This is a genomic window from Sphingopyxis sp. H115 (assembly GCF_001468465.1).
GTDB lineage: Bacteria > Pseudomonadota > Alphaproteobacteria > Sphingomonadales > Sphingomonadaceae > Sphingopyxis.
The window spans coordinates 70,091-87,950 of record NZ_LNSA01000020.1; the positions used below are offsets into that span (position 1 = coordinate 70,091).

14 protein-coding genes are annotated in these 17,860 nt (G+C 66.8%); 12 read left to right on the top strand and 2 right to left on the bottom strand.

The window, feature by feature from the left end:
- Positions 1–34 precede the first annotated feature (34 nt).
- From ATE71_RS14595 to ATE71_RS14610, 4 genes are all read left to right on the top strand, one after another.
- Positions 35–814, top strand: coding sequence for an arginine deiminase family protein (locus ATE71_RS14595; protein ID WP_058804097.1), 780 nt, complete (start codon positions 35–37; stop codon positions 812–814).
- Positions 815–956: 142 nt separating this feature from the next.
- Entirely contained in the window at positions 957–1,586 is a 630-nt protein-coding gene (locus ATE71_RS14600) for a DUF2238 domain-containing protein (RefSeq protein ID WP_058804098.1), read from the top strand.
- On the top strand, positions 1,579–2,196 hold the full coding sequence (locus ATE71_RS14605) for a hypothetical protein (protein ID WP_058804099.1): 618 nt from the start codon (positions 1,579–1,581) through the stop codon (positions 2,194–2,196). Before ATE71_RS14600 ends, ATE71_RS14605 begins: the two co-directional genes overlap by 8 nt.
- A gap of 72 nt (positions 2,197–2,268) precedes the next feature.
- A complete protein-coding gene (locus tag ATE71_RS14610; RefSeq protein ID WP_058804100.1) occupies positions 2,269–2,832 on the top strand; it encodes a YqgE/AlgH family protein in 564 nt (187 codons plus the stop codon).
- A 7-nt stretch (positions 2,833–2,839) separates the two neighbouring features.
- On the opposite strand, the gene ATE71_RS14615 is transcribed toward ATE71_RS14610, so the two are convergent.
- The gene (locus ATE71_RS14615) at positions 2,840–3,238 is read right to left on the bottom strand and encodes a hypothetical protein (RefSeq protein WP_058804101.1); all 399 of its coding nucleotides are present in this window, start codon (positions 3,236–3,238) and stop codon (positions 2,840–2,842) included.
- A gap of 404 nt (positions 3,239–3,642) precedes the next feature.
- Here ATE71_RS14615 and ahcY point away from each other — a divergent pair, with 404 nt between their 5' ends.
- The 8 genes from ahcY to trxA all read left to right on the top strand — a co-directional run bounded on the left by ahcY (position 3,643) and on the right by trxA (position 16,579).
- Positions 3,643–5,058: an adenosylhomocysteinase gene (gene ahcY, locus ATE71_RS14620; protein ID WP_058804102.1), complete on the top strand. Its 1,416-nt coding sequence runs from the start codon at positions 3,643–3,645 to the stop codon at positions 5,056–5,058.
- 190 nt (positions 5,059–5,248) lie between these two features.
- A complete protein-coding gene (locus ATE71_RS14625; protein ID WP_058804103.1) occupies positions 5,249–7,612 on the top strand; it encodes a sensor histidine kinase in 2,364 nt (787 codons plus the stop codon).
- On the top strand, positions 7,609–8,061 hold the full coding sequence (tsaE, locus tag ATE71_RS14630) for a tRNA (adenosine(37)-N6)-threonylcarbamoyltransferase complex ATPase subunit type 1 TsaE (protein ID WP_058804104.1): 453 nt from the start codon (positions 7,609–7,611) through the stop codon (positions 8,059–8,061). Before ATE71_RS14625 ends, tsaE begins: the two co-directional genes overlap by 4 nt.
- Positions 8,058–9,041 (top strand): aminoglycoside phosphotransferase family protein, encoded by a 984-nt coding sequence (locus ATE71_RS14635; protein ID WP_058804117.1) that lies wholly within the window; start codon positions 8,058–8,060, stop codon positions 9,039–9,041. The genes tsaE and ATE71_RS14635 overlap by 4 nt, the downstream gene beginning before the upstream one ends.
- Entirely contained in the window at positions 9,038–9,757 is a 720-nt protein-coding gene (locus ATE71_RS14640) for a nucleotidyltransferase family protein (RefSeq protein WP_082665221.1), read from the top strand. The genes ATE71_RS14635 and ATE71_RS14640 overlap by 4 nt, the downstream gene beginning before the upstream one ends.
- Complete coding sequence (locus tag ATE71_RS14645; RefSeq protein WP_058804106.1) at positions 9,750–12,746, top strand: PD-(D/E)XK nuclease family protein; 2,997 nt, start codon at positions 9,750–9,752, stop codon at positions 12,744–12,746. Before ATE71_RS14640 ends, ATE71_RS14645 begins: the two co-directional genes overlap by 8 nt.
- A complete protein-coding gene (addA, locus tag ATE71_RS14650) occupies positions 12,743–16,225 on the top strand; it encodes a double-strand break repair helicase AddA (RefSeq protein ID WP_058804107.1) in 3,483 nt (1,160 codons plus the stop codon). The genes ATE71_RS14645 and addA overlap by 4 nt, the downstream gene beginning before the upstream one ends.
- A gap of 33 nt (positions 16,226–16,258) precedes the next feature.
- The gene (trxA, locus tag ATE71_RS14655) at positions 16,259–16,579 is read left to right on the top strand and encodes a thioredoxin TrxA (RefSeq protein WP_058804108.1); all 321 of its coding nucleotides are present in this window, start codon (positions 16,259–16,261) and stop codon (positions 16,577–16,579) included.
- Positions 16,580–16,655: 76 nt separating this feature from the next.
- On the opposite strand, the gene argJ is transcribed toward trxA, so the two are convergent.
- A partial coding sequence (argJ, locus tag ATE71_RS14660; RefSeq protein ID WP_082665220.1) for a bifunctional glutamate N-acetyltransferase/amino-acid acetyltransferase ArgJ occupies positions 16,656–17,860 on the bottom strand: 1,205 nt, incomplete at its 5' end.

Consider the following 17,860-nt stretch of genomic DNA (forward strand, 5'->3'; position numbering starts at 1 on the left):
GACTTCGCTCGATGCGAACGGATAGGAGGGGCAGATGACCAGCCCCTATGCCTTCACCCGTGCCCTCTGCCGCGCCCCCGCTCGTTCGGCGGTGAAGGGCATCCGCGCCGATGGCGGTCCCGATCCCGATTTCACCGGCCTCGTCGCCGAGCATGAGGCCTATGTCGCGACGCTGCTCGACCTCGGTCTGGCGGTCGAGGTTCTCGAACCGCTCGACGATTTCCCCGATGCGATGTTCACCGAAGATGTCGCGCTGACCTTTTCCGAAGGCGCGATCCTGCTCCGCCCCGGTGCGCCGAGCCGCGCGGGAGAGGTTGCGCATATCCGCGAGCCCCTCGCGGCGCATCACAGCCGACTCCTCGAAATGACCGGCTCGGGCTACGCCGACGGCGGCGACATATTGCGCCTCGCCGACCGCGTGATCATCGGCCTCTCGGCGCGCACCGACCGCACCGGGGCCGAGGAAGTTGCCGGCTTGCTGGGCCTGCTCGGCTACCCCGCCGAGATCGCCGAAACGCCCCCCGGCGTGCTCCACTTCAAGACCGGCTGCGGATTGATCGACGCGCGCACGATCCTCGCCGTCCCCGCGCTCGCTGATTGTCCGCAGTTCAAGGGGCTCGACGTCATCACGACCCCGCCGGGCGAAGAGCCTGCCGCGAACATCCTGCGCGTCCGCGACACCGTGCTCGTCGGCGACCGCTGGTCCGCGACGTACGCGCTGCTCGCCGCGCGCGGCATCGCGATCCGCGCGCTGCCCACCGACCAGATCGCGCATATTGACGCGGGGCTCAGCTGTATGTCGCTCCGCTGGTGACGCATCGAAAATCGCTGTCCTACACTATGTTGGTGGATTAGGTCGTCGGCATGATGCCAGCCCCGACCTTCTGCCCGATATATGCATTTGCGAGTGAAGATAGGCAGTTTTTCGCCATTTCTGCTCCGAGTGATTTTGGTCGATGACGGCTGACTCGCCGCAGCCCAGGTCGCAAAAACGTCTTCTCGGCGCGCTTCTCGTACTGCTGCTCGTTGCGCAGATCGACCAGCCCTATCCCGAGGTTGCGCTGCTCCAGCATATTCCGACGATGCTGCTGATCGTCGCCGCGCCATGGCTGCTTCGCCGCTGGCCGCTCTCGACCGCGTCGGTTGCATGCATTGTCGCCTTCATGGCATTCCACACGCTCGGCGGCCGCTATGCCTACAGCAATGTCCCTTATGACGACTGGGCGCGCGTACTGACGGACACCACCTTGTCCGACGCCTTCGGCTGGACGCGCAACCATTATGACCGCCTCGTCCATTTCTCCTTCGGCGCGCTGTCGGTCGTTCCCGTCACCGAGATCGCGCGGCGCTGGGGCGGGCTCGGTCCGCGCGGCGCGGCATTGCCCGTGCTCGGCTGGGTTTTGGCGATATCCTGCCTCTATGAAATCTTCGAATGGCTGCTCACCATCGTGGCGGCGGGCGAAACCGCCGACCGCTATAATGGGCAACAGGGCGACATCTGGGACGCGCAAAAGGATATGGCGCTCGCGGCTCTCGGTGCGATACTGGTCATGATATTTCGCGGCAGGAGATCGAGCGATGCGTAAGTGGACCACCTTCGCGATGTTGGCGCTGTTCGCCGCGTGCAAACCCGCCGCCGACAAGGTGCCCGCCCCGGATTCTTCTGGGGCCGATCCGGTTGCGCCAGCGGTGCCCGAGGCAAAGAACGACGGCTCGAACGCGGCAACCACCGCCGTCAGCCTCGACGGCGAAGGACTGCGCTTCATCGACAAGGTCAGCGGCAAGACCAGTCTGCTCGCTTTCGGCGTCCCGCGCGCGCAGGCCGAAACCGCACTCGCCAACGTCGCGGGCAAGGAAGATGACCGCAGCACCAACGAAGAATGCGGCGCCGGCACGATGGAATTCACCCGCTACGACGCGATGACGCTCAACTTCCAGAACGGCAAGTTCGTCGGCTGGTTTCTCGGCAACGGACCCGGCGCCGCGACCTATTCGACAATGAGCGGTATCGGCATCGGCAGTACGCGCGCCAAGGCGAAGGAATCGGTGTCGATCGTCGAAGTCGAGGACAGCACGCTGGGCGAGGAGTTCAGCATCGGCACTGGCGAAAATGTTATCGGGGGCATGTTCGCGGCGCCCGGCGACGCAGCGAAGATCGAGGCGTTATTCGCCGGCGCCAACTGCTTTTTCCGCTGACCACGGCCTGCGCCCGCCTTCGCAGGTGGCAAATGTCTGGACCCTTTGGGCATGTCACGGCATTGTAGCGATATGGAAACCGTGCCTACCTGGTTCACCGGCCAATTGCTGCTCGCGCTGCCCGGGATCGGCGATCCGCGCTTCGAGCATTCGGTCATCGCGATGATCAGCCATGACGAAGAGGGCGCGATGGGGATCGGCATCGCCGACCCGATCGCGGGTATGACGGTCGGCGCGGTGCTCGACCAGCTGGAAATCGAGCATGACGGGCCGCTCGATCAGCCCGTGTTTTTGGGTGGACCCGTCGAGCCGTCACGCGGCTTCGTGCTGCACAGCCGGGATTGGGGCGGCGAGGCCGCGGTGCAGGTCAGCGATCGCTGGATGGTGTCGAGTTCGCACGATATCTTGCGTGCGATCGGCGAGGGGCGCGGTCCGTCGCGCTGGCTGGTCGCCTTGGGCTATGCTGGCTGGTCGCCGGGGCAGCTCGAGGGCGAAATGGTGCGCCATGGCTGGCATGTGACGCCGGGTAGCGACGCGCTGTTGTTCGAAACGCCGCCCGCCGAACGGTGGCAGGCGGCGTTCGCCGAAGCGGGAGTGGACGCCCGCTTGCTGACCACCGAAGGCGGTGAGGCGTAGATAGGGATTACCGCGCGAGCGCGAGCAGCGGCTTGCTCTGATTGAGGTTCGCGAGCGCGGTGCGTGCTGCCCAGCGCGAATCCATGTAGCGGCCGCTGGCGAGTTCGACATCATAGCGGATCGGGCTGCCGATCGCGGCGTCATAGGCGGCGGCGGCTTCGGCGGTGCGACCCAGCCGGGCATAAGCGGTACCAAGATTGATGAGGCGCGAAGGATCGCGCGCGTCGAGCGTGGTTTCGCCCGTCAGCTTGTCGACCGCGGCCTGATTCTCGCCCGCCTTGAGTTCGGCATAAGCGACGGGTAGCACCTGCGAATCGGCCTGCGGGGCCGTGACAACGACGATCGATTGCGCCGCGGCGGGGCTTGCAAAGGCCAGTGCGATCAGCGGCAGCAGGATTTTTTTCATCTCGACTATCTCCCAGTAAACTTTCGTCGATTTTCTCGCGCGGGAGGCGAAAAGTCAATGTTTTCGGCGGTTTGTAACACTGGTGTCACAATATCGAATTATGCTCTTCGCAAGGCGCATTATAAGTCAAGATTTTCAGAATCTTGGGCTTTGCGACTCCGTGTCACAAAAGTGTGGCGCGGACTGTCACAATTGCGGCCGGCGAAATTTATTTTGCGCGCGGCGTTCAGTTGGCGCGCCGATTCGCGTGTCCGCAGTGAATCGCCTAGCGGTGCCGGGCTTGCGATATAAAGAAAAGTTTATATTTGATCGGCGGCGTGCTTTCGGCTAGGACGCGCAAGAAAATTACAGAGTTTTCGTGGCCGCTCGCCTGCGGTCGTTCATGCCAATATGGAGAATATCCCGTGGCCACTCTCGCCGCCGACACCCGTGATTATGTCGTTGCCGACATCAGCCTCGCCGATTTCGGGCGCAAGGAAATCAACATCGCCGAAACCGAAATGCCGGGCCTGATGGCGCTGCGCGCCGAATATGGCGCAGCGCAGCCGCTGAAGGGCGCGCGCATCACCGGGTCGCTGCACATGACGATCCAGACCGCGGTGCTGATCGAAACGCTCACCGCATTGGGCGCCGAAGTTCGCTGGGCGACGTGCAACATCTTTTCGACGCAGGATCATGCCGCCGCCGCGATCGCCGCGACGGGTGTGCCGGTGTTCGCGGTGAAGGGCGAAAGCCTCGCCGATTATTGGGACTATGTCGGCCGCATCTTCGACTGGGGCGTCGAGGATGGCACGACGTGCAACCTGATCCTCGACGACGGCGGCGACGCCACCATGTTCGCGCTGTGGGGCGCGAAGCTCGAAGCAGGCGAAACGATGCCTGCGCCCGAGAATGAGGAAGAGATCGAAATGCAGCGCGCGCTCAAGGCGTTCGTTGCCGCCAACCCCGGCTACCTGACCAAGACGGTCAAGGCGATCAAGGGCGTGTCCGAAGAAACGACGACCGGCGTCCACCGCCTGTATCACATCGCCAAGAAGGGCGAGCTGCCCTTCCCCGCGATCAACGTCAACGACAGCGTCACCAAGTCGAAGTTCGACAATCTTTATGGCTGTAAAGAGTCGCTCGTCGACGCGATCCGCCGCGGCACCGACGTGATGCTCGCGGGCAAGGTCGCGACCGTCGCCGGCTTCGGCGACGTCGGCAAGGGCAGCGCCCAGTCGCTCCGCAACGGCGGCGCGCGCGTGCTCGTCACCGAAATCGACCCGATCTGCGCGCTGCAGGCGGCGATGGAGGGCTTCGAAGTCGTGACGATGGACGAAGCGGTCAAGCGTTCGGACATCTTCGTCACCGCGACGGGCAACGCCGACGTCATCACCGCCGAACATATGGCGGCGATGAAGAATATGGCGATCGTCTGCAACATCGGCCATTTCGACAGCGAGATCCAGATCGCGGCGCTCGCCAACTACAAGTGGACCGAAGTCAAGCCGCAGGTCGACCTGGTCGAATTCCCCGACGGCAAGCAGATCATCATCCTGTCGAAGGGTCGCCTCGTGAACCTCGGCAATGCGACCGGCCACCCGTCGTTCGTGATGTCGGCGAGCTTCACCAACCAGACGCTCGCCCAGATCGAGCTCTGGACGCGCAGCGAGCAGTATAAGAACGACGTCTATGTCCTGCCGAAGCATCTCGACGAAAAGGTCGCGGCGCTGCACCTCGAAAAGCTGGGCGTGAAGCTCAGCCAGCTGAGCCAGAAGCAGGCCGATTATATTGGCGTGCCCGTCGAAGGTCCGTTCAAGCCGGACCATTATCGTTACTGATTTCTTCGCCTGACGCGGTGCTGCCGCGTTTCCGCGTCGCGGAAATTTGGACGAAACTGTGGACGGCGCGCCCATCGGAAGATGTGGCGCGCCGTTTCGCTGTGACATGCGATTGAAACATGACTTCATCGCCTATACGGCTGGCGGCCATGCGCGCGGGACATCCGGACAAACGAGGAATTGAAGCGGGATGAGCGGATCGCTTCCACCGGCGCTTTTATTCGCGCTCGGCCTCTTCGCCGCGCTGTGGCTGCTCGCCGGAATATGGGCGGTCGGCCGCGGCATCGCCATGCAGCGGCGTTCGGCCTTCGTCGCGGGGCAGGCGGAACGGCTGGCGAGCCTCGTCGAGGCGTCGCCGCAGCTTCCGGTCATCGTGCGCGCTGATTGGCGGATCGAGGCGAGCGAGCGGCTCGGCCGTTGGCTCGGGCTCGAGCAAGGCCCGCGCAATTTCGACGAATTGCGCGGGCTTGGCAGCGGCCTTGATGCGGACGCCCATGATATGTTGCGGCAAGCGATTCTTGGTGCGCAGCGCGGTGCAAAACCCTTCGTCCTCAGCCTGAAACCCGAAGCGAGCAGGCGCACGATCATCGTCCACGGCGCCGCGGCACCGCAAGCAGTCGGCGGCTCGGGGAGCGTCCTTCTGTGGCTGAGCGATGCGACCGAGGGGCAACAGGCGCTCGCGCATGCGCGGCAGGAACGCGACGAGGCGATGGCGGCGTTCGAGGCGCTGTCGGGGCTGATCGAAGCGGCTCCCTTCCCGATGTGGTTCCGCGATACCGACCTGCAGCTGGCGCTGGTCAATGGCGCCTATGTCCGCGCAGTGGAGGCCAAGGGGCCGGCTGCGGTGATCGATGGCGGCATCGAATTGTGCGAGACCGTTGCCGGCGTCAGCGCTGCCGAAGCCGCTGAGGCCGCGCGGGCGGCGGGTGCGGCGCAGGTCCGCACCATTCCGGTGACGATCGAGGGCGAGCGGCGGATCATGCGCGTCGTCGATATTCCGCTGGCTCCCAAGGGGGGGCACGTGATCGGGGTCGCGGGCTATGCGATCGATATCCAGGAACTCGAAACCGAACGCGGGGCGCACCGCCGTTTCGTCGATACGCAGCGCGAACTGCTCGACCGGCTCTCGGCGGCGGTTGCGCAATTCGCTCCCGACCAGAGCCTCGTCTTTGCGAACCAACCGTTCCGCCGCCTATTCGAGCTGTCGTCGGACGATGTGTCGGAAGCGCGGCCCTTCGCGCGGCTGCTCGATGCGTGGCGCGAGCGCGGGCGGATTCCCGAAGTGCGCAACTATCCCGAATGGCGACAGACGCATGTCGACTGGTTCGCGCAGCCGGGCGCGAGCGAGGAAGACTGGTTGCTGCGCGACGGCACGCACTTGCATGTGGTGGCGCAGCCGACGCCCGATGGCGGCCTGCTGCTGATCGCCGAGGACAAGACCGAACAAGTGCAACTGGCCGGCGCGCGCGATACGCTGCTGCGCGTTCGGACCGCAACCTTCGACAATCTGTTCGAGGCGGTCGCGGTGTTCGCCCCCGACGGACGGCTGCATTTGTGGAACCAGCGCTTCCGCCGCCTGTGGGGCATCGACGAACCGACGCTGGCCGCGCATCCGCGCGTTGATACACTGATGGGCGGGCTTGCCGACCGGCTGGTCAAGCCGAACCAGATCAGCATCGTGCAGGAAGTCATCCGTGCCGCGACTTTAGAACGGCAGCAACGCGGCGGCGAAATCGGTTTTGCCGACGGACGCTACTTCGATTTCGCCTCGATTCCGTTGCCTGACGGCAATGCGCTGCTGATCATGCTCGACATCACCGCGAGCCGCCGGGTCGAAGGCGCGCTGCGCGAACGCAACGAGGCACTGGAGGCGGCCGACAAGGTCAAGACCGCGTTCCTCTCGCGGATGAGTTACGAGCTGCGCACGCCGCTGACGTCGATCGGCGGCTTTGGCGAGATGTTGCAGGCCGGTTATGCTGGCAAGCTCGGCGATCAGCAGCGCGCCTACGTCGATGCGATCATGGATTCGGTCGCGGTGCTGTCGCGCCAGATCGACAATGTGCTCGACCTTGCGCAGGGCGAGGCCGGAACGCTCGCGATCGAACGCACGGCGGTCGATATCCGCGCGTTGCTTGAAACCGCACTCGCCGATGCGAAGCCGTTCGCGACGAGCGAGAAGGTCGAACTTGTCGGCAATATCGCCGCCGACTTGGGGCATATCGAGGGCGATGCCCCCCGCTTGTCTCGGCTCGTCGCCGGGCTTCTCGACAATGCGGTGCGCTTCACCGCGCCGTCGCGCAAATCAGGCGGGCGCGTGCTGCTGCATGCCGAAGGCGACGCTCGCGGTGTCGACATCGTTGTGTCGGACAATGGGCCCGGCATGCCCGAAACGGTGGTCGCGGTGACGCGGGGGACGCAGGCCGGGACGCAGAGCGGCGGCATTGGCCTTGCGCTTGCGCGCCAGCTCGTCGCGGCGCATGGCGGGACGATGGAGGTAATGAGCGAGCAGGGGCAGGGGACGCTCGTGCGTATCAGCCTGCCGCGCGGCGCATGACCGGCTTTTCGGTGCGCTACGATCTGGAGGCTGCCGAGCGGATTGGCGCTGCGATCGGCGCGGTGCTGATTGCCGGCGACATCGTGCTGCTGTCGGGCGACCTCGGCGCGGGCAAGACGACGCTCGCACGTGCGATGCTGAAGGCTCGCGGGCTGGCGGGCGAGGCGCCGAGCCCGACTTTCGCGATCGTCCAGCCCTATGCGCCGCCTGAGGTCGATCTTCCGATCGCGCATGTCGATCTTTACCGGATCGAGGACGAGGACGAACTCATCGAACTGGGACTCGATGATTATCTCTACGACGGCGCACTGCTGATCGAATGGCCCGAGCGGCTGGGCGGCGAGGGCTGGCCGGGGGCGTTGAGCTTGCGCATTTCGGGGCAGGGCGACGCGCGCGTCTTGACAGCGGAGGTGCCGGCGGCTTGGGGAGCAAGATGGCCGTTCCGATGATTCCGCCCGCCCATGCCCCGGCTTTCCTTGCTGCGCATGGTTGGGGCGATGCCCAGATTTTGCCGCTCGCGGGCGACGCATCCTTCCGCCGCTATTTCCGTGTCATCGACAAGGACCGGCAGGCGGTGCTCATGGACGCGCCGCCGCCGCACGAGGATCCGCGGCCGTTTATCGCGGTCGCCGAATTCCTCTGCGAGCAGGGGCTCAATGCACCGACGATCCTTGCGCGCGACCTCGAGCGGGGGCTGCTGCTGATCGAGGATTTCGGCGATGCGCGGCTGCGCGAAACGGTCGATGAACAGCTGCACAAGGAGGCCGACTATTATGCGGGAGTAACCGACCTGCTCATCCATCTCCACGCGCGGCCGCCGATGGAGGGGTTGCCCGTCCACGGGATCGACCAGTGGCTCGACGAAGTCATGCTATTTGCCGACTGGTATTGCCCGGCGTTCGATATCGCGATCGACCGCGACGCGTTTCGCACCGTCTGGGCCGACGTACTGACGCCGGTCGAGCAGGACGGCCTGCCCCGCGTTACGGTGCTGCGCGACTATCATGCCGAAAATATCATGCTGGTGCCCGGCAAGGGCGGGATCGCGCACTATGGCCTGCTCGATTTCCAGGACGCGCTCGTCGGGCATCCGGCCTATGACCTCGCCTCGGTGCTCGAGGATGCCCGGCGCGATGTGAGTCCTGCGGTCGAGGCGGCAATGCTCGCGCGTTACATCCAGGCGACGGGGCGCGATATCGAGTCGGCCTATTGGGCGCTCGCGGCGCAGCGGAACACACGCATCCTCGGTGTTTTTGTGCGATTGTGGAAGCGCGACGACAAGCCACATTACAAGAGTTTCCAGCCGCGCATGTGGGGTCTGCTCGAACGCGACCTTGCGCATCCGGCGCTTGTCCCGGTTCGGCAATGGTTCGACGCCAATGTCCCCGCTTCGAAACGCGCGGAGATATGGAAGGCGATGGCGACGTGAGTGCGAAGATCGAGAGTGCGATGGTGATGGCCGCGGGCATCGGCAAGCGCATGCGTCCGCTAACTGCGACCCGGCCCAAGCCGTTGGTGCGCGTCGCTGGCAAGGCGCTGATCGACCACAGCCTCGACCGCATCGAGGCGGCCGGGATCGATCATGTCGTCGTAAATGTCCACTATCTGGCCGATGCGCTCGAAGCGCATCTCGCAGCGCAGAAGCGCAGCTTTACGATCGCGATTTCGGACGAGCGGGGGCAACTGCTCGAAACCGGCGGCGGGATGGTCAAGGCGCTGCCGCAACTCAGCGGCGATCCGATCCTGATCGTCAACAGCGACAATATCTGGACCGACGGGCCCGAGGACAGCATCCGGCATCTCGCGCGCCATTGGGATAGCGAAAAGATGGATGCGCTGCTCCTGCTGATCCGGCAAGCGAGCGCGACGGGGCACGGCGGGCGCGGCGATTTCCATATGGATCCGGCGGGCAGGCTGTCGCGGCGTAAGCCGGGCCGGATCGCGCCCTTCGTCTATACCGGGATCCAGCTTGTCTCCCCGCGGCTGCTGGACGGTGCGCCCGAGGGGGCGTTTTCGACCAACATATTGTGGGATCGCGCGATCGCTGCGGGGCGGCTCTATGGCCTGTCGCATATGGGCCAATGGTTCGACGTCGGCACCCCGGCGAGCATTGCGCCGACCGAAGCCGCGCTGACGGATGGCTGACGCCAAACCGACCGTCTTTTCCATACCCGTCCAGCGGGCCTTCGCCGATGCGCTCGCGGCAGGGCTGGTCGATCGCTATGCCGACGGCGCGCTGGGGCTCGCACAGGGCTTGATCCTGCTGCCGAGCAACCGCGCGCGGAGTGCGGTGCAGGCGGCGTTCGTGCGCGTGGGCGGCGCGGGGATGCTGATGCCGCGGCTTGTCGTGATCGGCGATGCCGATCTCGATGAATCGGTCGCGCTCGCGCTCGACCCGATCGACGAGATCGACGTCATTCCGCCCGCGATCGACGCGCTGAAAAGGCGCCTGATGCTCGCCGCGCTGATCGAGAAACATAATCCTCCCGGCGAAGATACGATCCGGGGCGCGGCGGCGTTCAAGCTCGCCGAGGGGCTGGCGCGCGTGATCGACCAGCTCCATTATGAGGAGATCGCGCCCGCGCGGCTCGGTGAGGTTGGAGAGGCGCTCGGCGATCTCGCAGGGCATTGGCAGGCATCATGGCAGCGGCTGCGCCTGCTCGTCGAGCAATGGCCCACCGTTCTCGCGGCGACGGGGCATATCGATCGCGCCGACCGGCGCAACCGCCTGCTGCACCGTGTCAGCGACGGCTGGCGCGCGGCGCCGCCGGCGCGCTTCGTCGTTGCGGCGGGCGTGACGACGGCGGCGCCCGCGATCGCGCGGCTCCTGCGAACGGTCGCCGACATGGAGCGTGGAATGGCCGTGCTTCCGGGGCTCGACATCGATATGGCCGAGGGCGAGTGGGAGGCGCTGGGATCGACGCGGTCCGTTCCGGAAAAGCCGCGAGAACGCCCGCTCGAAACGCATCCGCAATATCATCTGAAGCTGCTGATCGACCGGATGGGCGTTTCGCGCGACGAGGTGATGGAATGGCCTGCCGCATCGCCCTTCGACGGTCCCGATGCACGCGAGCCCTTTCTGTCGCTGCTGTTCGCGCCCGCCGCCTATACCGCGCGCTGGCAGCGGGTGGGTGATGTGAGCGCCGGGATTGCCGGGCTGCGCGGCGCGGTCTTTGCTGACGACGGGCAAGAGGCGCAGGGGATCGCGTTGATGATGCGCCATGCGCTCGAAACCCCCGCGCGTACCGCAGCGCTGGTGACCCCCGACCGCGGGCTTGCCGAGCGCGTCGCGAGCGCGCTGCTGCGCTGGGACATCGAGGTCGATGACAGCGCGGGGCGGCCGCTCGGACAATTGCCGCCGGGGACGCTGCTGCTGGCGCTCGCGAACCTTGCGGCGCGCTTCGATCCGGCGCGATTGCTCGCGGTGCTCGGCCATCCGCTGGTGCGCAAGGGTGAGACGCGTCGGGACTGGCTCGATCAGGTGCGGCGGCTCGACCTGCTGCTGCGCGAACGGGGACTGACACCGGGATGGGACGGGGTGTCGGCGCGGATCGCGGCGTTTGCGGCGCGGAAGGACGAGGCGGCGGATCTGGCCGGCTGGTGGGCGGCGGTGGCCGATGGGCTGGGCAGCCTGCTCGCGCCGTTCGGCACAGGCGCGCCGGTGCCTCCCGCGACACTGCTCGCGGCGTTGCAGACGGCGCTCGGCTGGTTGGCGGGCGAGGCCGTGTGGGCCGGGCCGGCGGGACGGCAGCTCGCCGACCTGTTCGAACGCTGGTTGCTGGCGCGCGGCGACGGTCCGACGCTGGTCGCGGCTGAGGATTTTCCGGCGACGCTGACCGACCTGATCGGTAGCGAAAATGTGCGGCCGCCCTATGGCGGACATCCGCGGCTGTTTATCTGGGGCCTGCTCGAAGCGCGGTTGCAACGCGCCGACCTGATGATCCTTGGTGGGCTTGACGAGGGGCGCTGGCCGCAGGCGACGAGCCCAGACGCCTGGCTGGCGCCGGGCATCCGCCACCTGCTCGGGCTGCCTGCGCCCGAGCGGCAGCAGGGCGCGGCGGCGCATGACTTCGCGGGGGCGCTCGCGGGGCGGGAGGTGGTGGTGACGCGCGCGCGGCGGAGCGGCGGCGACCCTGCAGTCGCCTCGCGCTTCTGGCTGCGGCTGAGCGCGCTCGCGGGCGAACTGCCCGAAGCAAGGCTCGACGGACAGCCGGTGACGGCGCTCGCGGCGACGCTCGACGTGCCGCCGGGAGCCAGCGAACCCGCCGCCAAGCCGCACCCCGCGCCGCCCGCCGCCGCGCGCCCCGACGCGATCAGCGTCACCGGGGTCGACCAGCTCGCGCGCGATCCCTTCGCCTTTTACGCGGCGAAGATATTGCGACTGTCCGAACTCGACCAGCTGAGCAGCGGGCCCGATGCCAAATGGTTCGGCACGCGTATCCACCGCCTACTCGAGGATTGGCAGCGCGCGGGGATGACCGACGCCGCACTCGAAACGGAACTGGCGGCGCTCGAAGCCGACCCGGCGCTCGATGCGCTTGCGCGGGCCTTCTGGTTGCCCCGAATCATGCCATCCTTGCGCTGGGCGGCGGAGACGGTGTGGGCGGCGCGCGGCGAGCGCTGGCCGGTCGCGGCCGAAGTGCGCGGCGCGATGGTGGTTGATGGCATCCGCCTGCACGGAAAGGCCGATCGCGTCGATCAGCTTGCCGACGGCAGCCTGGCAATCGTCGATTACAAGAGCGGCGCGGCGCCGTCGGGAACCGCCGCGGCCGAGGGGCTCGACAACCAGCTCGGCCTGCTCGGACTGCTCGCCGAGGCAGGGCAGGTCGACGAGATCGACAAGGCGCAGGTCAGCGCGCTCGAATATTGGAGCCTGAAGCGCGACCGCGCCAAGGACGCCGAAGGTAAGGTGTCGGCGACGCATGGCAGCCGCCGCGACCTCAAGACTGCAAAGGACGCTATCGCGCGCGCCGCCGATGCGCTCGCCGACCTCAGCGCACGTTTCCTGCTTGGATCGGAACCCTTCACGCCCGGCGATCCGGGATCGCGCTACAGCGATTTTGACCAGCTGATGCGCCGCGACGAATGGTTCGCGCGCGGTGATCCGGATTTGGGTGAGGGCGACGCGGCATGATCGACCCCGCGAAGCTGTTGAAGACGCTCGACGAGGGGCAGGCGGCCGCCGCGCATCCGGACGATCATGTCTGGCTCGGCGCGTCGGCGGGGACGGGCAAGACGCAGGTGCTGTCGGCGCGCGTGTTGCGGCTGATGCTCGGCGGCGTATTGCCGCAAGCGATCCTCTGCATCACCTTTACCAAGGCGGGCGCCGCCGAGATGGCGCACCGCATCCACGAACGACTGGCTCTGTGGGTTCGCGCCGACGATTTCGACCTGCGCGCCGACCTGCAGGCGCTGGGCGCCGACGTACACCAGGACGGCATTCTCGACCGCGCCCGATCGCTCTTCGCCACCGTTATCGATAGCCCGGGCGGCGCGATCCGCGTCCAGACGATCCACAGCTTCTGCCAGACCTTGCTCGCGAGCTTTCCGCTAGAAGCGAAGATAATGCCGGGTTTTCGCGCGCTCGAGGACAGCGAGGCGGCGGCGTTGCAGCGCGACGTGTTGGGCAAGCTGCTGTCGAGGAAGGACGCCGACGGTGACGCGATGCGCGGCGTCGCGGCGATGCTGGCGCGGCGGATGGGGCAGGATGCCGCGATCGCCTTTCTGGGGCGGTGCGCGAGCAGCTTCGGCGCCGCAAATGCGCCGCGGCTTGCGCCGAAGGCGGCCGATGTGCGCGATGCGCTGGGGCTACCGCAAGGTGACGCGGCGGCGTGGCAGGCGGCGATGCTTGCGAGCGGCGCGGTCGCTGACGCCGACGTCGCCGAAGTGGCGGCGACCGGGCGGGCGTGGGGGACGAAGACGGGCACGGCGCGCGCCGAACTGGCGGGTGCGTGGTTGGTCGCGGACGGTGCGGCACGGGCGGCGATGCTGAGCGCGTTGCTCGGCTGCTTCGTCACAGGCTCGGGCGAGATGCGCGCCGACTTCGCAAAGGAAAGCGGGCGGATGCACGATTGCCTCGGCGCCGCATCGCGGATCGTCGCGGCGGCCCAGCCGTTGCTGGCGACCGCGATTGCGATGCAGGTCGCCGACGACCTCGCTGCTGCGTGGGATCTCGGGAGCCGCTTCGCCGAAGCCTATGCGCTCGCCAAGCGTGAGGCGGGGCTTGCCGATTTCGACGACCTGATCAGCCTTGCCGGGGGATTGCTGCACCAGGGCGACTTTGGCGAATGGGTGCGTTTCAAGCTCGACCAGCGCACGGATCACATCTTGGTCGACGAGGCGCAGGATACCAATGCGCGGCAGTGGGCGATCATCCTGTCGCTCGCCGCCGAATTTTTCGCGGGGCAAGGGGCGAAGGACGAGCGCATCCGCACAATGTTCACCGTCGGCGATCGCAAGCAGGCGATCTTCGGCTTTCAGGGGACCGAGCCCGCCGCCTTCGAGGCCGCGCGGCTGCGCTTCGGGCAGCGCGCCCAGGAAAGCGGACGGCCGTTCGAGGATGTCGATCTCGTCACCAATTACCGGTCGAGTCCCGCAGTGCTCGACGTCGTCGACGCATGGATCGCGGGCGAGGCGGCGCAGCATATGGGGCTCGACAGCGACGAGCCGCCGCATATTCCCGCCGATTTTCACCGCGACCGGCCGGGGCGCGTCGAGCTGTGGCAGCCGCTGCCTGTCGGCAAGGCGCTCGACCTCGATGCAGAAGACGAGGGCGACGACGCCCCGCCGCGCGATCCGCTCGCCGCGGCGAGCGACCCCGCGAGCCTGCGGCTGTCGCGCGCGATCGCCGACGAGGTGCAGGACTGGATCGTGAACGGGAAGGACGGGCGCAGCGTCGCGCCGGGCGATATCCTGATTCTCGTGCGCCGCCGCCGCGACCTTGCGGCGCGGATCGTTGCGCGGTTGCAGTCGCTGCACGTGCCGGTCGCAGGGGTCGACCGCTTTGCGCTGACCCAGCCGCTTGCGGTGCAGGACCTGCTCGCGGCGATGCGCTTTGCCGTGCAGCCGCTCGACGACCTCAACCTGGCCTCGCTGCTCGTCTCGCCGCTGTTCGGCTGGGATCAGGAGCGCCTGTTCGGTTTCGCTCATGCGCGGCCGAAATCGCTGTGGGAGGCGCTGCGCGCGCCGGGCGCCGACGCGCCCGAGGAGACGCTGGCGGGACTGCGCAGCCTGCTCGGCATGGCCGACTTCACGACGCCGTTCCGCTTCCTCGAGCGCATCCTGTCGGGGCCGATCGATGGGCGGCGCAAACTATATCATCGGCTGGGACGCGAGGCGCGCGACCCGATCGACGAGCTGCTGTCGCAGGCGCTAGCGTTCGAGCGGCTGGAGGTGCCGTCGCTGCTCGGTTTCCTGAACCGGATCGACGCGAGCACCGCCGACATCAAGCGCCAGACTGAGGGGCGGAGCGACGTCGTGCGCGTGATGACTGTCCACGGATCGAAGGGGCTGCAGGCGCCGATCGTCATCCTCGCCGACGCGACCGACGATCCGCAGTCGAAGCGGATGAGCTTCGACCTGTCGCTACGCCAGTGGGACAAATTGCCAGCGTTCCCGCTGGGCAGGGATGAGCGGCACGGGCCGGTCGCCGAGGCGCATGATGCGAAGCAGCGCGCCGAGCTCGAAGAGCATTGGCGGCTGCTCTATGTCGCGATGACGCGTGCCGAGGAACTACTGGTGGTCGCGGGTACGCGAAAATCCGACGAGCTGCCTGCGAACAACTGGCACAGCGCGATTGAGGCGGTAATGGCGGGCATGGGCGCCGAATGGCAGGATGCGGGGCCGCGCTGGGGGCAGCGGCGCGTCCATGCGGTGCAGCCGAAGAAATGGGCACGCCCGCCGAAGGACAGGGCGAGGCCGGCATCGCCGCCGGTCGCAATTCCCGACTGGGCTGGTCGGCCGGCGCCCGAAGAAGCACGTCCGCCGAGACCGCTTGCACCCTCGGCGCTCGGCGAGGATGATGTCGCGACGCCACCGCAGGGCGGCGAGCGTGCCGCCGCGGTCGAGCGCGGGTTGCTGCTTCACGCACTGTTCGAGCGGTTACCGCCCGTGGTGACGGACCGGCGGCGGGTTGCGGCGGAGCATTGGCTGAAGATGCAAGCGCTGGGGCTGGACGATGCGGCGCGCGGTGCGATGGTGGACGAAGTGCTCCGCGTTCTGGAGGATCCCGCACATGCTGTCCTGTTCGGACCGGGTTCGCTCGCCGAGGTGCCATTGTCGGCGGTGGTCGATGGCACCGTCGTTGCAGGCATCGTCGATCGGTTGCTGGTCACCGATGCGGCGGTGACGGTGATCGATTACAAGACGGGGCGACATGTGCCGGATGGGGCCGATGCGGTCGCGCCCGCCTATCTGCGCCAGATGGCGGCGTATCGCGACGCGCTGGCGGTGATCTTTCCGGGACGGCGGATCGAGGCGATCTTGCTCTATACGGCAGGGCCGAGGTTGATCGTTTTGGGCGAGGCTTTGCTCGACGCGCACAAGCCCGGCTTGCTAGCGGCCAAGGCGAATTTGCGGGGCTCGGCCCTTGAGCCTGACGCACCGACGCCCTAGCTTGGTGGCAACAGAGTTTCAGGAGTTCTGATTATGGGTACCAAAGCCATTACCGACGATAGCTTCCAGGCCGACGTCCTCGACAGTGACACGCCGGTGCTCGTCGATTTCTGGGCCGAATGGTGCGGTCCGTGCAAGATGATCGGCCCGTCGCTCGAGGAAATCGCCGACGAACTGGGTGAAAAGGTCGTGATCGCGAAGCTGAACATCGACGATCATCCGAACGCCCCCGCCAAATATGGCGTGCGCGGTATCCCGACGATGATCCTGTTCAAAAATGGCGAGATCGCCGATACCAAGGTCGGCGCGGCGCCGAAGAGTGCGCTGAAGGGCTGGCTTGAAGGCGCGCTGTAAATGACGTGAACCCCGGCGAAAGCCGGGGCCCTTTTCGGTGCCGCGCGGCCCCGGCTTTCGCCGGGGTTCACGTAAGCTAGCTCCTATAGTCGGCGTTGATGCTGATGTAACCGTGCGTCAGGTCGCACGTCCAGACCGTCGCTCGGCCTTCGCCGAGGCCGAGGTCGGCGCCAACGCGAATGTCCTGACCCTTGAGATGCGCCGCGACCGGCGCTTCGTCATAGCCGTCGACAGGCAGACCGTCCTTCGCGACCCAATGATCGCCGAAGCGGATTGCGAGCCGGTCACGGTCGGCGGGTTCGCCTGCCTTGCCCACCGCCATCACGACGCGGCCCCAATTGGCGTCCTCACCGGCGATCGCGGTCTTTACCAAGGGCGAATTGGCGATGGCGAGCGCGACGCGTTTGGCGCTGGCGTCGCTCACCGCGCCGTTTACTTGGATTTCGATGAATTTCGACGCGCCCTCGCCATCGCGCACGACCTGTTGCGCGAGGTCTAGCGCAACGTCGTGGATCGCCGCGTAGAGCGCGTCGGCGCCCGGATCGTCGCGGGTGGACAGCCGCGCATTGCCCGCTTGTCCGGTTGCGAAGAGTAGCACCGTGTCGCTGGTCGAGGTGTCGCTGTCGACGGTGATGCTGTTGAAGCTGCCGCAGGTGGCTTCGCTCAGCATGTCCCGCAAAAGCGCGGGCGCAACCGCGGCGTCGGTGAAGATGTAGCCAAGCATCGTCGCCATGTCGGGGGCGATCATGCCCGATCCCTTGACGATTCCTGCAACATGGACGGTGCGGCCATCGACGATCGCGCTTGATGCCGCGCCCTTGGCAAAGGTGTCGGTGGTGCCGATCGTTTCGGCCGCGGCTTCCCACGAGCATGGTTCGGCGGTCAGCGCCGCCTCGACCCCGGCGCGTGCCTTGTCCTTGGGCAAGGGCACGCCGATCACCCCGGTAGAACTGACGAAAACCTCAGCCTTCTCGCAACCGAGATGATCCGCGACCTGCGCCATGATTGCCTCGACCGCCTCGCGCCCGCGATAGCCGGTGAAAGCGTTACTGTTGCCCGCGTTGACGATCAGCGCGCGCGCGGCGCCGCCCTTCACCTGTTCGCGGCCGAGCTCGACCTCGGACGAGCAACAGACGTTGCGCGTGAACACGCCCGCAACAGTCGTGCCGGGCGCCAGCTCGACAAAGGTAAGGTCGCAGCGGTCCCAATCCTTGTACCGCGCGCGCGCGACGCGGCGCGTCACCCCGGCGATGTCGGGGAGGTCGGGGAAGGCGGCGGGGG

Bases quoted from the DNA above. Each gene is read 5' to 3' on its own strand.
- ATE71_RS14605 (WP_058804099.1), top strand. From the start codon at position 1,579: ATGCGTAAGTGGACCACCTTCGCGATGTTGGCGCTGTTCGCCGCGTGC.
- tsaE (WP_058804104.1), top strand. From the start codon at position 7,609: ATGACCGGCTTTTCGGTGCGCTACGATCTGGAGGCTGCCGAGCGGATT.
- addA (WP_058804107.1), top strand. From the start codon at position 12,743: ATGATCGACCCCGCGAAGCTGTTGAAGACGCTCGACGAGGGGCAGGCG.
- ATE71_RS14625 (WP_058804103.1), top strand. From the start codon at position 5,249: ATGAGCGGATCGCTTCCACCGGCGCTTTTATTCGCGCTCGGCCTCTTC.
- ATE71_RS14610 (WP_058804100.1), top strand. From the start codon at position 2,269: ATGGAAACCGTGCCTACCTGGTTCACCGGCCAATTGCTGCTCGCGCTG.
- ATE71_RS14600 (WP_058804098.1), top strand. From the start codon at position 957: ATGACGGCTGACTCGCCGCAGCCCAGGTCGCAAAAACGTCTTCTCGGC.
- ATE71_RS14595 (WP_058804097.1), top strand. From the start codon at position 35: ATGACCAGCCCCTATGCCTTCACCCGTGCCCTCTGCCGCGCCCCCGCT.
- ATE71_RS14645 (WP_058804106.1), top strand. From the start codon at position 9,750: ATGGCTGACGCCAAACCGACCGTCTTTTCCATACCCGTCCAGCGGGCC.
- ATE71_RS14635 (WP_058804117.1), top strand. From the start codon at position 8,058: ATGATTCCGCCCGCCCATGCCCCGGCTTTCCTTGCTGCGCATGGTTGG.
- ATE71_RS14615 (WP_058804101.1), bottom strand. From the start codon at position 3,238: ATGAAAAAAATCCTGCTGCCGCTGATCGCACTGGCCTTTGCAAGCCCC.
- trxA (WP_058804108.1), top strand. From the start codon at position 16,259: ATGGGTACCAAAGCCATTACCGACGATAGCTTCCAGGCCGACGTCCTC.